The 14,094-nt window shown below is 75.5% G+C and carries 10 protein-coding genes; 6 read left to right on the top strand and 4 right to left on the bottom strand.

Annotation, left to right across the window (positions count from 1 at the left end; translation table 11 throughout):
- Positions 1-35 precede the first annotated feature (35 nt).
- A complete protein-coding gene (locus tag ACIPXM_RS32635) occupies positions 36-1,295 on the top strand; it encodes a molybdopterin-dependent oxidoreductase (RefSeq protein WP_401663016.1) in 1,260 nt (419 codons plus the stop codon).
- A 514-nt stretch (positions 1,296-1,809) separates the two neighbouring features.
- On the opposite strand, the gene ACIPXM_RS32630 is transcribed toward ACIPXM_RS32635, so the two are convergent.
- Genes ACIPXM_RS32630 through ACIPXM_RS32620 form a run of 3 tightly spaced genes read right to left on the bottom strand, consistent with a single transcriptional unit; the run spans position 1,810 to position 3,997 of the window.
- Positions 1,810-2,550: a methyltransferase domain-containing protein gene (locus ACIPXM_RS32630; RefSeq protein ID WP_401663014.1), complete on the bottom strand. Its 741-nt coding sequence runs from the start codon at positions 2,548-2,550 to the stop codon at positions 1,810-1,812.
- On the bottom strand, positions 2,547-3,215 hold the full coding sequence (locus tag ACIPXM_RS32625) for a DUF2064 domain-containing protein (RefSeq protein ID WP_401663012.1): 669 nt from the start codon (positions 3,213-3,215) through the stop codon (positions 2,547-2,549). The genes ACIPXM_RS32630 and ACIPXM_RS32625 overlap by 4 nt, the downstream gene beginning before the upstream one ends.
- Entirely contained in the window at positions 3,212-3,997 is a 786-nt protein-coding gene (locus ACIPXM_RS32620; protein WP_401663010.1) for a glycosyltransferase family 2 protein, read from the bottom strand. Before ACIPXM_RS32620 ends, ACIPXM_RS32625 begins: the two co-directional genes overlap by 4 nt.
- Positions 3,998-4,114: 117 nt before the next feature.
- Between ACIPXM_RS32620 and ACIPXM_RS32615 the strand changes: the two genes are divergently transcribed.
- Entirely contained in the window at positions 4,115-5,035 is a 921-nt protein-coding gene (locus ACIPXM_RS32615) for a response regulator transcription factor (RefSeq protein WP_401663008.1), read from the top strand.
- Positions 5,032-6,150: a sensor histidine kinase gene (locus tag ACIPXM_RS32610; protein ID WP_401663006.1), complete on the top strand. Its 1,119-nt coding sequence runs from the start codon at positions 5,032-5,034 to the stop codon at positions 6,148-6,150. The genes ACIPXM_RS32615 and ACIPXM_RS32610 overlap by 4 nt, the downstream gene beginning before the upstream one ends.
- A 53-nt stretch (positions 6,151-6,203) precedes the next feature.
- On the opposite strand, the gene ACIPXM_RS32605 is transcribed toward ACIPXM_RS32610, so the two are convergent.
- Positions 6,204-7,340: an NAD-dependent epimerase/dehydratase family protein gene (locus ACIPXM_RS32605; RefSeq protein WP_401663004.1), complete on the bottom strand. Its 1,137-nt coding sequence runs from the start codon at positions 7,338-7,340 to the stop codon at positions 6,204-6,206.
- Positions 7,341-7,543: 203 nt separating this feature from the next.
- Here ACIPXM_RS32605 and ACIPXM_RS32600 point away from each other — a divergent pair, with 203 nt between their 5' ends.
- From ACIPXM_RS32600 to ACIPXM_RS32590, 3 genes are all read left to right on the top strand, one after another.
- Complete coding sequence (locus ACIPXM_RS32600) at positions 7,544-8,881, top strand: serine hydrolase domain-containing protein (protein ID WP_401663002.1); 1,338 nt, start codon at positions 7,544-7,546, stop codon at positions 8,879-8,881.
- A gap of 153 nt (positions 8,882-9,034) precedes the next feature.
- Positions 9,035-9,781, top strand: coding sequence for a class I SAM-dependent methyltransferase (locus ACIPXM_RS32595; protein WP_401663000.1), 747 nt, complete (start codon positions 9,035-9,037; stop codon positions 9,779-9,781).
- 770 nt (positions 9,782-10,551) lie between these two features.
- Complete coding sequence (locus ACIPXM_RS32590) at positions 10,552-13,962, top strand: S8 family peptidase (RefSeq protein WP_401662998.1); 3,411 nt, start codon at positions 10,552-10,554, stop codon at positions 13,960-13,962.
- Positions 13,963-14,094: the final 132 nt, after the last annotated feature.

The following is a 14,094-nucleotide window of genomic DNA, read 5'->3' as shown; positions in this document are numbered from 1 at the left end:
CCCACGACCGCGCCCCCGGCGGTGTCATGGACGGCATGACCTCCCGCCTGCCCGAACCCGGGCCGCGGCGCCGCTTCCCGCCCGCCGTACGACTGCCAGGACTCCGCCGCACCCCCGCCGCGGACCCGTCCGCCGCCCCCGCGGCCGACGCCGAGGGCCACCCGCCGCCCGTACCGCTGCCCGTCTTCCACGGACGGCTGCACGACCCCAGGACGGCGACCGCCGTCGGCCGCTGGCTCGGCCTCGCCTTCCTCGTGTGCTTCCTGACCGGCCTGGTCAGCCACTACCTCCAGCACCCGCCCGGCTGGCTCGCCGACGACCTGCCCGCCCGCCCCGCCTGGGGCTACCGCTTCACCCAGGGCCTCCACGTGGCCTCCGGGCTCGCCGCGATCGTGCTGCTCCTGGTGAAACTGTGGGCGGTGTACCCGCGCCTCTTCGCATGGCCGCCGGTCCGCTCGGTACGGCACGCCCTGGAACGCCTCTCGATCGCGCTGCTCGTCGCCGCCGCCGTCTTCGAACTCGTGACGGGGCTCCTCAACATCGTCGAGTGGTACCCCTGGCCGTTCTCCTTCGTCCCGGTCCACTTCGCGGTCGGCTGGCTGGTCACCGGCGCGCTGCTGCTGCACATCGCCGTCAAGTCCCCCGAGATCGTGGCCCATTGGAGCCACCGCTCGCCCGGCACCTTGGAGCTGCCCGAGGCCGACGCGCCCGACCGCCGCTCCCTGCTGCTCGGCATGGGCGCCGCCGTCGGCGCGGTCACCCTGACGACCGTCGGCCAGTCGTTCACCCCGCTGAAGTCCCTGGACCTGCTGGCCCCGCGCCAGCCCGACCACGGCCCGCAGGGCCTCCCGGTCAACCGGACCGCGGCTGCCGCCGGGGTCACCGCCGCCCGGCTCGGCGGCTGGCGCCTGGAGGTCCTCGGCCCCCGCCCGTACACCCTGACCCTCGACGACCTGCGCGCTCTGCCGCTCTCCCGGGTCAGGCTGCCCATCGCCTGCGTGGAGGGCTGGAGCGTCAACGCGGACTGGGAGGGCGTACGCGTCCGCGACCTCATCGTCCGCGCGGGCGGCGACCCGGGCCGGGCGGCGCTGCGCGTGACCTCGCTCGAAGTCAGCGGCTCCTACCGGGTGATGGACATGGGCGCCACGTACGCCGACGACCCGTCGACCCTGCTCGCGCTCGCCCTCAACGGGCAGCGGCTCTCCCTCGACCACGGCTTCCCGGCCCGGATCATCGCCCCCAACCGGCCCGGCGTCCTGCAGACCAAATGGGTGCACCGCCTGGAGGTGCTGTGAACCACGACCCCACGGACCACGACCTGACGGACCACGACCCCACGGACCACGACCACCCCGCGCACCGCGAACCCACGGACCGCCAGGGGGACTCCGCGCCGCCACCGGCCGCCGTCCGCAACCCGGCCGCGCTGCTCCTCCGCTACGGCGTCGGCGTCCTCGGTACCGTCCTCATCGGCATCGGCGCCTGGCTGGTGCTCGACCAGCCCGCGCCCTGGCAGGTGGCGATCTGGCTGGCCGGTGCCGTCGTGCTGCACGACGGTCTGATCGCCCCGCTGGTGCTCGCCGTCGGCCTGCTCCTGGTCGGCCGCCGGGCCCGGGGCGTGCTGCGCGGCGGACTGATCACGGCGGGCGCTCTGGTGTTCATCACGCTGCCCCTGCTGCTTCGCCCGGGCGCACCGCCCAACCCGTCCGCCCTGCCCCTGCCGTACGGGCGCAACCTGGCGATCTGCCTCGCGGCCGTCGCCGTACTGACGGCCGCGCTGCTCCTCGTACGACAGGCGCGGGGGCGGACTCAGCCCGCGGCCGGCGCGGGGAGCGCCACCACCCGGACCGACGGCCCCGACGGCGGACCCGGCACCGGACCCGGCACCGGCCCCGACGGCGAGGCCGACTCCGGGGACAGCTCCATGAAGTGACGGCCGGCCAGGGACCAGCGTCCCGTGACCGCCCAGCCCGCCCGGGCCGCGTGCGCCGCGAGCGCCCGGGCACCCACCCGTGCCCACGGGAACGGCGCGCCGCGCCAGCCGCGGCCGTCGTCCACCCGTACCTCGAAGCGCTCGTCCAGTTCCACCGGGGCGCACTCGGCGATCACCACGCCGTGCCGCGCCACCACCTGCCGGAGCCGGGCGAGCAGGGCGGTGGGGTCGCCGCCGATGCCGATGTTGCCGTCGATGAGCAGCGCGGTGTCCCACCGTCCCTCCGCGGGCAACGGCTCGAACACCGACCGGAGCAGCGCGCTGCCGCCGAGCCGTATGGTGCGCTCGACGGCCTCCGGACTCACGTCGATGCCGAGCGCGCGGCCGCCCTCGGCGGCCAGCGCCGCCACGAGCCGCCCCGGCCCGCAGCCGATGTCGAGCACCGCCCCCCGGCACCGCGCCAGCACCCGCCGGTCGGCCCGGTCGGGCGCCTCGCACCAGCGCTCGACGTCGAGCGGCAGCAGCCACCCGTCGCCCCGGGACAGGAACAGCGGGCCCTGCCCGGTGCGCAGCGCGTCGTCGTACGGATCGGCGCACCAGGCCGTCGCCGCGGTCACCGGCCCACCGCCAGGGCGGCGGCAGCGGCAGCGTCGGAGGATGCGGCGAGCGCGGTGAGCCGGGCGGCGAATCCGGTACGGGGCGCCTCGGCGGCCACCAGCCGGGCGTCGGCCGCCGTGTCCACGTCCGTCAGCACCGGCAGCATCCCCACCCGCAGACCCGCGGCCCGCAGCCGCGCGTACTGCACGGCACCGGTGTCGGACCGCGACATCGGCACGCCGAGCAGCAACGCGGGATCGGGCACGGCGAGCCCCAGCGCCCAGAACCCGCCGTCGTCGGCGGGCCCGAACCAGGCGTCATGGCCGTCCGGCGTCCCGAGGTCGAGAGCCGGGGCCAGCAGCGCGGGGGTGAGCTGCGGGGTGTCCATCCCGACGAGCAGCGCGGGCCCCGCGCACCCGCCGAAGGCGGCGGCGAGCCGCACATCGAGCCCCCCGCCCACCTGCGGCACCACCTCGAACCCCGGCGGCGCCCACGGCCCCGGCACCCCGTCGAGCACCAGCACGCGCCGCCGCGCGGGCACCCTGGCCAGCACGCGAAGCGTGTCGACGAGCGCGGCCTCGGCGAGCGACGCGGCCTGCTCCGGGGTGAAGGGCGGCGTCAGCCGGGTCTTCACCCGCCCGGGCAGCGGCTCCTTGGCGATGACGAGCAGCGTCAGCGCGGTCACGGGCGCTCACCTCCGGACAGTGGTGGAACGGACAGCGGCGGTACGGACAGCGGGGGAGGTACGGGGAGGGCGGCGCGGCCGGAGCGCACCGGCGCCACCGGCACCCGGCGAGGCTCGTCGAGCACCCGGCTCATGTCACGCACCGCCTGCCAGGTGCCCCGCCAGGTCCCGGTCACCTTCGACCGGCCCGCGCGCGGCAGGTACGGCACGTCGACCTCCCGCACCCGCCAGCCGTCGTCGGCGGCGCGGACCACCATCTGCAGCGGATAGCCGCTGCGCCGGTCGGTCAGGTCGAGGCCGAGCAGCGCCTCGCGCCGCGCGGCCCGCATCGGGCCGAGGTCGCCGATCCGCAGACCGGTGCGGCGGCGCAGCAGCCGCGACAGGGCGAGGTTCCCGGCCCGGGCGTGCGCGGGCCAGGCGCCGCGCTCCGTCGGGCGGCGTCTGCCGAGGACGAGATCGGCCGCGCCCCCGGCCACGAGCTCCACGAGCCCGGGCAGCAGGCCCGGGTCGAGCGAGGCGTCGCAGTCGCAGAAGCAGACGAACTCGGCCCGCGCGGCGCTCAGCCCGGCGTGGCAGGCGGCGCCGAAGCCGCGCCGGGACTCATGGACGACGGTGGCGCCGAGCGCGGCGGCCAGCTGGGCGGAGCCGTCGGTGGAACCGTTGTCGACGACGATCGCACGCCAGCCCGCGGGCACGCGGGCCAGGACCCAGGGCAGCGCCTCGGCCTCGTCGAGACAGGGAAGGACGACATCTACGGTGGTCACGGGTGTCACGCGTCCCACCGTAGGAATCACGGGGCCGGTCGAGGGCCCGTGAGACCTTACGAAACGCGGACATCACCCCACCGCCCCCAGGGGTGGCCGTGGTGCCCCGGGCGCGGGAGTGCGACGCTGTCCGGCATGAACGAGCGCAGCGCCCCGCCGCACGGCCGGGCACGGATCCTTGTGGTCGACGACGACCCCACGGTCGCCGAGGTGGTCACCGGCTACCTGGAGCGGGCCGGGTACGCCGTCGAGCGCGCCCCCGACGGCCCCGACGCGCTGCGCCGGGCGGCCGGACACCGCCCCGACCTGGTCGTCCTCGACCTGATGCTGCCCGGCATCGACGGCCTCGAGGTCTGCCGGCGGCTGCGCGCCGAAGGCCCGATCCCGGTGATCATGCTCACCGCGCGGGGCGACGAGGAGGACCGGATCACCGGCCTCGAGGTCGGCGCGGACGACTACGTCACCAAGCCGTTCAGCCCGCGCGAACTGGTCCTGCGGGTCGAGTCCGTGCTGCGCAGGAGCGGCGCCAGAGGGCCCGGCGCGGCGCCCCGTCCGGTGCTGCGCGCCGCCGACCTGGTGGTCGACCAGGAGACCCGCAGGGCGTATCGCTCAGGCACCGAACTCGCCCTCACCCTGCGGGAGTTCGACCTCCTCGCGCACTTCCTGGAGCACCCCAGGGTGGCGCACGGCCGGGAGGACCTGATGCGACGGGTGTGGGGCTGGGACTTCGGCGACCTGTCCACGGTCACCGTCCACGTCCGCCGCCTGCGCGCCAAGATCGAGCAGGACGCGGCCCGGCCGCGGCTGATCCAGACGGTGTGGGGCGTCGGCTACCGCTTCGAACCCGAGCCGGACGCCGCCGCCGATGCGGGCGGGGCGGGCGATGAGGGTGAGTCGGCTGCGGCGGGTGCGGAGCCGGTCGGGCCGGGTGCGGAGCGAGCCGCCGGAGCCGCGACCGTACACCGTGACCAGTCCCACCCGCCCTACCCGCCGCACCCGCCCCAGGAACCTCGCCAGCCCCACCAGGCCGGGGCCCGCACGGAAGGCGCGGCATGAACGACGTCCTCCTCATCGCCCTCTTCGCGCTCGGCGGCGCCGCCTGCGCCGGACTCGCCGGAGCGGTCGTGCTGCGCCTCGTCCGGCACCGTTCGGTCGCCGTCTCGCTGACCGTGGTCGCCGCCGTCACCGTCACCGCGATGCTCGCCGGCACCCTCGCCGTCGCCCAGGCGATGTTCCTGTCCTCCCACGACCTGTGGGTGGTGACCGTCGTCGTCGCCATGGCGGCCCTCGTCTCGCTCGGCACCGCGCTCGTCCTCGGCCGCTGGGTCGTCGCCCGCAGCCGGGCGCTCACCCGCGCCGCCCGCGCCTTCGGCGACGGCGGCAGCTTCGCCGCCCCCGACGGCGCGGCGACCGCCGAACTCGCCGCACTCTCCCGGGAGTTGGCGGCCACCAGCGCCAAGCTCGACGAGTCGCGGGCGCGCGAGCGCTCGCTCGAAGCGTCCCGCCGCGAGCTCGTCGCCTGGATCTCGCACGACCTGCGCACCCCGCTCGCCGGTCTGCGCGCGATGGCCGAGGCCCTGGAGGACGGCGTGGCCGCCGACCCCGCCCGCTACCACCGGCAGATCCGCACCGAGGTCGAGCGCCTCACCACCATGGTCACCGACCTCTTCGAGCTCTCCCGCATCCACGCGGGCGCGCTCAGCCTCAGCCCCAGCCGGATGTCCGTGTACGACCTGCTGGGCGACGCCCTGAGCGGCGCCGACCCGCTCGCGCGCGAGCACGGCGTACGGCTGGTGGGGGAGGAGATCGAGGCCGTGCCGGTCGACGTGGACGGCAAGGAGATGACGAGGGTGCTCGCCAACCTCCTGGTCAACGCCATCCGGCACACCCCGGCCGACGGCACCGTGCAGGTGGCCGCCGCCCGCCGGGACGACGCGGTCGTCCTGTCCGTCACCGACGGCTGCGGCGGGATCCCCGACGAGGACCTGCCCCGGGTCTTCGACACCGGCTGGCGGGGCACCGAGGCCCGTACCCCGAGCCCGGCGGGTGCCGGACTCGGCCTGGCCATCGTGCGCGGCATCGTGGAGGCCCACGCGGGCCGCGCCGAGGTCCACAACGTCCCCGGCGGCTGCCGCTTCGAACTCACCCTCCCGACGGCGGCCGTGGGCTGACCGTCCCCCGTCCCGCCGAAGGCGGTGCGGTGCGCGGTGGGGCGGGACGGGTCTCAGCCGGTCGGCCCCACCGCCGCACCCGCCGCCACACCCGCCGCCACACCCGCCGGCTCGCTCGTGAGCGCTTCGGCCTGCGCCACGCCCGCGGAGGCCCGCTGCCCGGCCCGCGCGAACTCCGTCATCCCCGCCACGAAGCCGACGGCGGGCCGCCACCCCAGCTCGCGCCGCAGCCGGGCGGAGTCGGCGGTGATGTGGCGGACGTCCCCGAGCCGGTACTCGCCGGTCACGACGGGACCGGGCCCGCCGTGGGCGTCGGCCAGCGCCGCCGCCATCTCGCCGACCGTACGGGGATCCCCGCTGCCGGTGTTGTACGCGGTGAGCGCGCCGCCCGGCGAACCGGCGGTCAGGGCGAGCACGTTGGCGGCGGCCACGTCCCGCACATGCACGAAGTCCCGGCGCTGGCCGCCGTCCTCGAACACCCGGGGCGCCTCGCCGCGCGCGAGCGACGACCGGAAGAACGAGGCCACCCCCGCGTACGGGGTGTCCCGGGGCATCCCGGGCCCGTACACGTTGTGGTAGCGCAGCGACACCGCCGCCCCGCCCGTGGCCCGCGCCCACGAGGCCGCCAGGTGTTCCTGGGCCAGCTTCGTCGACGCGTACACATTGCGCGGGTCGACCGGCGCGTCCTCGCCGACCAGGCCGGGGGAGAGGGACGCGGCGCACTCGGGGCAGCGCGGTTCGAACCGCCCGGCGGCCAGGTCCTCGGGATGCCGGGGCCCGGGCCGTACGGCGCCGTGCGCGGGGCACTCGTACCGCCCCTCCCCGTACACCACCATCGACCCGGCGAGCACCAGCCGCCGCACCCCGCGCTCGGTCATGGCGGCGAGCAGCACGGCGGTGCCGAGGTCGTTGCAGCTGACGTACGCGGGGGCGTCGGCGAAGTCCTTGCCGAGGCCGACCATCGCGGCCTGGTGGCACACCGCGTCGACCCCGTCGAGCGCCGCCCGCACGCCCTCCGGGTCCCGGACGTCGGTCCGCAGGAACTCGACCCCGGCGGGCGGCTCCGGCGCCACCGGATGCGCGCCGGGCAGCAGCGCGTCGAGCACCACCGGCTGGTGCCCGCCCTCCCGCAGCGCCGTGACGATATGAGCACCGATGAAACCGGCTCCGCCGGTGACGAGTACGCGCATGCCGAGGACGTTACGCGCGGGCCGACCGGCCGGACGCCGTCCGCGTACCGCCGTAAGGGTTTCGTCATCGATGCCGGGGGAGGTGTCGAACAGGCGTGCGCGGGTGGGGGTGTCGGCCGGGTGCACGGGCCTGACGGGTGACGTTCGCGCGGGTCGGACCGTGCCCGCGTCCCCGGCGCGGAGCCCCGGCCGATACTCCGGCCATGAGCCCGAGACCCGCCCGTGCGTTCCCCCGCCGCTCCTCCCGCGCCCGGCTTGCCGCGGCCGCCGCCCTCGCGGCCGTGCTCGTCGTGAGCCCGTCCGTCGCGGCCGACAGCGGCACCCCGCACGGCGGTGACCCGCAGGGTGGAGCCCCGCACGGCACCGCGGCCGCGGGTCCCGGCCCCGTCGGCGCGGCTCTTGGCCCCGGCTCCGGCCACCGTCACCCCTGCACCGCCACCTCCGGCCGGGCCGCCGCGCACGGCGAAGCCCGGGAGATCCTGCGGATCGCCGAGCGCGCGCAGCGGGACCTGGGGCTCAAGTCGGTGATCCTGCGGGTCACCCGCGACGACCGGGACGTGGTCACGGCCGCCCTCGGCGAGTCGATGACCGGGGTGCCCGCCGACCCGGCCATGCACTTCCGCAACGGCAACATCGCCATCAGCTATCTCGGCACCGCACTGCTCCGGCTCGTCGACCAGGGCGCCGTCCGGCTCGACGACCCCGTCGCCCGCTGGCTGCCCGACCTCCCCGACAACCGCCGGATCACCCTGCGGATGCTCGCCGCCTCGACCACCGGCCTCGCCGACTACGTCCCGCTGCCCGCATTCCAACAGGCCGTCACCGCCGACGTGTTCCGGCACTGGACGGCGAAGGAGCTGGTGGCGCTCGCCACCGCCCAGCCCCGCTGGTACGACACCCCCGGCACCAACTGGAACTACTCGCACGCCAACTTCGTGCTGCTCGGCGCCGCCCTGGAGAAGATCACCCGCACCCCGCTCGACCAACTCCTCGCCCACGAGGTGACCGAGCCGCTGGGCCTGCGCGAGACCCGCGACAGCTTCACCCCCGAGATCCCCGAACCCGTCCTGCACGCCTTCTCGTCCGACCGGGGCCGCTACGAGGAGTCCACCTACTGGAACCCGTCGTGGACCACCGCCCCCGGCGCCGTGCAGACCACCGACATCTGCGACCTGGCCCGCTCGGCCGCGGGCATCGGCTCCGGCGAACTGCTCTCCCCGGCCTCCCGGCGTGAACTCCTCAACCCCGGCACGGTCGGACTCGGCCACCAGACGGCGACCTGCCCCGCGGCCGTCTGCCGCGCCAACACCCGGGCCACCCACTACGGCGCGGGCGTCCTCGTGCTCGGCGACTGGATCGCCCAGCACCCGCTGTTCTTCGGCTACTCCGCCTCCCAGGCGTATCTGCCGTCCGCGCGGCTCGCCATCGCCGTCTCCACCACCGACGGCCCGGACGCCCCGGGCGGCCACAGCGCCCACACCCTCGCCCAGCGCGTCGCGGCCGCCCTCGAACCCGCGCACCCCATCCCCGACTTCGGCTGACCGTCCGCGAACCGACACCCTTGGGCGATCTGTTGGTCACCCGAACAACTTCTTTGTGCGGTTTGCCAGTACGGCCCGCGTGCCGCCCCGGAGCAGACTCGGTCCCCGTACCGAAGAGGGATGCGCAGGCATTCAGATACGAGGGGGCGGCACATGGGCGTGCAGCAGTACGACGGGATCGGCGAGGCGTTCGAGGGCTTCAAGGCGCTGCCGCTGATCCGATTCGGCGAGGTGCCGAGCTTCCTCGGCATGGTCGGCGACGTGACCGGCCGGTCCGTGCTCGACCTCGCCTGCGGAACCGGCTTCTACAGCCGGGAGTTCAAGCGGCGCGGCGCCGCCGAGGTGTTCGGCGTCGACATCTCCGAGGAGATGATCAACGTCGCCCGCGAGATCGAGCGCCACGAACCGCTCGACATCCGGTACGAGGTCGGCGACGTCGCCGAACTGGCCGCGCCCGGCCGCCGGTTCGACATCGCCCTCGGTGTCCAGTGTCTGAACTACGCCGAGGACATCGCGGGCCTGGAGCGGATGTGCCGCAACATCCACGACAGCCTGGTGCCCGGCGGCGAGTTCTTCGTCTTCGCCCAGCGGCCCGACTACGCCTTCGACTGCGCCTCCCTGGAGTCGTACGGCTTCCGCTGCGAGCCCACCGGCGAGACCGCCGAGGCGGGCCCGCGCGTCCGGGTCACCGCCCTGCTCGACCCGGAGCCGATCTCCATCCTCGGCACCGTACCGAGCCGCGAGGTGTACGAGGCGGCTCTGCGGTCGGCCGGGTTCACCGACCTGGAATGGGTTCCGGTGCGGATCTCCGAGGCCGGGATCGAGGAGTACGGCGAGGACTTCTGGGCGGACGCGCTCAACCACCCGCCGCTGGTGATGCTGCGCTGCCGCGCGGCCTGACGGCCCCTCCCCGGGGGCGCAGGGGCCGGGGCCCCGGACCGGCCGGTGCCGACGACCTCACGGCCGCGCCCCGTGTGCCCCGCCCGCCGCCGCGACCAAGCAGGCCCTGGACGCCGCGCCGCCGTCCGCGCCGCTCCTCACCCGGCTGGCCACCGAGTCCACCGCCCTCGGCGCCGTGTTCCCGGCGCCCCGAGCGTCACACCCGCATCGAGGCGGCGCTCGCCGCCGGCGCCCAGAGCCGTGCCGGGGAACGCGACCTGGAGGCCACCCTCGACCGGCTGTGGGGGACCGGCCGCCGGCCGGCCGGCGACTGAGCGCCCCCGCCGCCTCGGCCGCCTGCCGTCCGCCCGGCAGGGCCCCGCCCCCCGCCCGATCATGGTGCGGTTACGGCCAAAGGGAGGACCGCCCTCCGCCGTCCCGTACCGCCGCACCCCGCGCACGCCCACTGGCCTGCGACGGAGCCTGATTCGACCCGCTCCGACCAGACCGGTGTCGCGGAGACATCGTGGTCGTGTCACACGTTCGTCACAGTGCGGTCGCGGTCCCATCTCACTGGCAGATCCCGCCGTGGCCGGATATCGCGCTTTTCAACCCCCGCCGCCTGTCCCGCCGTTGATCACCACCGCGCTGACCTCAGATACTGCGCGGGCCGACGGCGGGCATGCTCATGCCCCCCATGGCCGGATCTGAACACTCGATCCGACGCTCCATCACCTTTCGGATCCCGAACTCCGATCCCGAACTCCGATCCCGAACTCCCTGGGGGAGACTTGCGCGCTCCAGCGAAACGACCACGCGCCCTCACCATCGCGGCGGCCACCGCGGTGGCCCTGACCGCAGGACTGACCGCACCCGCGACCGCGGTCACCGACGGCCCGAGAACGGCGGGCTCCGCACCCACCGCGACCGCCGCCGCGACGACCGGCACCCTCCGCGCCGACGGCGACCGGCGGATCCCGCTCGTCACCGGCGACCGTGTCGTCGTCGACGCCAAGGGCCGCATGGTGGGCTTCGAGGCCGCCAGGGGCCGTGAGCGGATACCCGTACAGATCCAGCGCGTCGGCGACCGCACCCTGGTGGTCCCCGCCGACGCCCAGCGCCTCATCGCCTCCGGCCGCCTCGACCAGCGGCTGTTCGACCTCGGCGTGCTCACCGACCCCCGGCTGCGCGCCAGCCACGGCTCCGGGCTCAAGCTGCTCGTCCGCTACGCGGGCGCCGCCACCACCGCGCGGGCCGAGGTCCGCGCCGCAGGCGACACCCAGCTGCGCCGCAGCTTCCCGCGGCTCGGCGCCGACGCCCTGCGTACCCCCGAGGACGGCCTGCCGCAGATCTGGGACGCGCTCACCGACCGCAAGAGCGACGGCGAACGCGCCGCCGCCCCCGGCATCGCCGGGGTCTGGCTCGACGGCGTGCGCGGCGCGAGCCTCGACCGCAGCGTCCGCCAGATCGGCGCCGACAAGGCATGGCAGGCGGGCTACGACGGCACCGGCGTCACCATCGCCGTCCTCGACACCGGCGTCGACCGCACCCACGACGACCTGCGCACCCAGGTCGTCGGCGAGAAGAACTTCTCCTCCTCGCCGGACGCCACCGACCGGGTCGGCCACGGCACCCACGTCGCCTCGATCGCGGCCGGCACCGGCGCGAAGTCCGGCGGCCGCTTCAAGGGCGTCGCCCCCGGCGCCAAGCTGCTCAACGGCAAGGTCCTCGACGACGACGGCTTCGGCGACGACTCCGCCATCATCGCCGGCATGGAATGGGCCGTGGCCGAGGGCGCCGACATCGTCAACCTCAGCCTCGGCGCCCCCGACAGCCCCGGCATCGACCCGCTCGAAGCCACCGTCGACCGCCTCACCGCCGAGAAGGGCGTCCTGTTCGCCGTCGCGGCGGGCAACGACGGCGAGTTCGGCGCGTCCACCATCGGCTCGCCCGGCAGCGCGGACGCCGCCCTGACCGTCGGCGCCGTCGACCGCGACGACAAGCTCGCCCCGTTCTCCAGCACCGGCCCGCGCGTCGGCGACGGCGCGGTCAAGCCCGACGTCACCGCCCCCGGCGTCGCCATCGCGGCCGCCGCGGCCGCGGGCAGCGCGATCGACACCCGCCCCGAGACCCCGCACCCGGCCCCCGGCTACCTCCAGATCGACGGTACGTCGATGGCGACCCCGCACGCGGCGGGCGCCGCGGCGCTCCTCAAGCAGCGCCACCCCGCCTGGAAGTCCGCCGAGCTGAAGGGCGCGCTGACCGGCTCCGCCAAGCCGACCGACGGACTCACCGCCTTCCAGCAGGGCACCGGCCGCATCCAGGCCGACCAGGCCCTCGGCCAGAGCGTGGTCGCCGAGCCGACGTCCCTGACCTACGGCACCGCCGCGTGGCCGCACAGCGACGACCAGCCGGTGACGAAGAAGCTCGCCTACCGCAACCTCGGCGCCACCGACGTCACCCTCGACCTGTCGGTGAACACCCTCGACCCGGCCGGGAAGCCCGCCCCCGCCGGCTTCTTCGCCCTCGGGGCATCGCGGCTGACCGTCCCGGCCGGCGGCCGGGCCGAGGTCGACCTCGTCGCCGACACCCGGATCGGCGACGCCGACGGCACCTTCACCGGCTACGTCACCGCCACCGCCGACGGCCGCTCGGTGCGCACCGCCGCCGTCGCCGTCCGCGAGGTCGAGTCGTACGCCCTCACCCTGAAGGCCCTCGGCCGCGACGGCGCCGACGCCGAGAACTACGCCACCACCCTGATCGGCGTCGACGGCCCCGCCAAGGGCTACTCGACCCGCATCGACAACCAGCCCGGCGCCCAGACGCTGCGCGTGCCGAAGGGCTCGTACACCCTCAACACCGCCGTGTACGAGGACCCGTCCGACTTCACCAAGGGCACCGACTGGATCGCCCAGCCGCGCCTGGAGGTCACCGGTGACGCCACCGTCACCTCCGACGCCCGCACCACCAAGCCGGTCGACCTCACCGTCCCCGGCCTCGACCGGGCCGACTACGGCGGCACCTACTACGAGCGCGCCACCGCCATCGGCCGCGTCGGCAGCGGCTGGGTGCTGCGTGGCTTCACCGGCTTCCGCACCGCCCACCTCGGCCCCGCGGTCACCGACGGCAGCCTGCTCGAGACCTGGGACGCGCACTTCCTGAAGGACGCCACCACCCAGTACGCGGTGGCCTTCGGCGGCAAGACCGGCACCGTCTCCACCGGCTACACCCGGCACGTGAAGGCCGACGAGCTCGCCACCGTCAAGGTCGGCCTCGGCGCCTCGGTCCCCGGCAAGACCATCCTGGCCTCGCCGTTCGCCCAGCTGCCCGGCGCCCCCGAGGGCAACGGCTTCTCGGCCCCGCAGGCGGCGCCCGGCACCCGTACCTTCCTGGTCTCCACCGGCGACGGCGTCCGCTGGCTCACCCGCTTCAACCAGCTCGGCGCGGTCGACGAGTGGGGCTACCCGGCCTTCGACGGCAGCTACCAGATGTCCAGGCCGCAGCGGTACGAGGCAGGCCGGACCTACCGCGAGACCTTCGGCGCAGGTGTCTTCGGCCCGCTCCTCGACGCCGACCGGGGCGTCACCCGCACCGCTCCCGACCCGGCGACCGGAATCCAGCGGATCGTCGGCGACGTCCGGCTCTTCACCGACGGCCAGGGCCACGCCGACGACACCCCGCGGGTCACCGCCACCACCACGCTCTACCGCGACGGTGTGAAGCTCGCCGCCAACACCGACCCGCTCACCGGCACGGAACCCTTCCAGGTCGACGCGGCCGACGCCGAGTACCGCCTGGAGACCGTCGCCGAGCGCCCCGCGGACATCGCGGCCGTCTCGACCCGGGTCGAGACCGCCTTCACCTTCCGCTCGAAGCAGGTCGCGGCCAGCACGAAGCTGCCCGTCTCCACGGTCCGCTTCACCGCCCCCGTCGACCTGGCCACCCGCGCCCCGGCGAACACCACCGCCCTGGTCCCGCTCACCGTGCAGGGTTCGGCGGCCGGCGCCAACCTCAAGTCCCTGACGGTCTCCGTCAGTTACGACGGCGGCAAGACCTGGCGCAAGAGCCCGGTGCTCAGCGGCAACCTGATCGCCGTCCAGAACCCGGCCAAGGACCAGGGCATCTCGCTCTCGGCCGTGGTCACCGACAAGCAGGGCAACACCTCCACCCTGAAGATCCACAACGCCTGGCTCGGCAAGTGACGCCCGTCCGCTGACGTGACGGCACACCGATGAGACCGGCGGCCCCCGCCCCCCCCCCCCCCCCGGGGGCCCGGGCCGCCCCCCCCCCCCCCCCCCGGCGCGGGGCCCCCGGGATTTGGCCCACCGGTAGCG

The sequence above is a fragment of the Streptomyces sp. NPDC090025 genome, assembly GCF_044748125.1.
In the GTDB taxonomy this organism is placed as follows: Bacteria; Actinomycetota; Actinomycetes; order Streptomycetales; family Streptomycetaceae; genus Streptomyces.
This window is presented reverse-complemented; position numbering and strand designations above follow the sequence as displayed.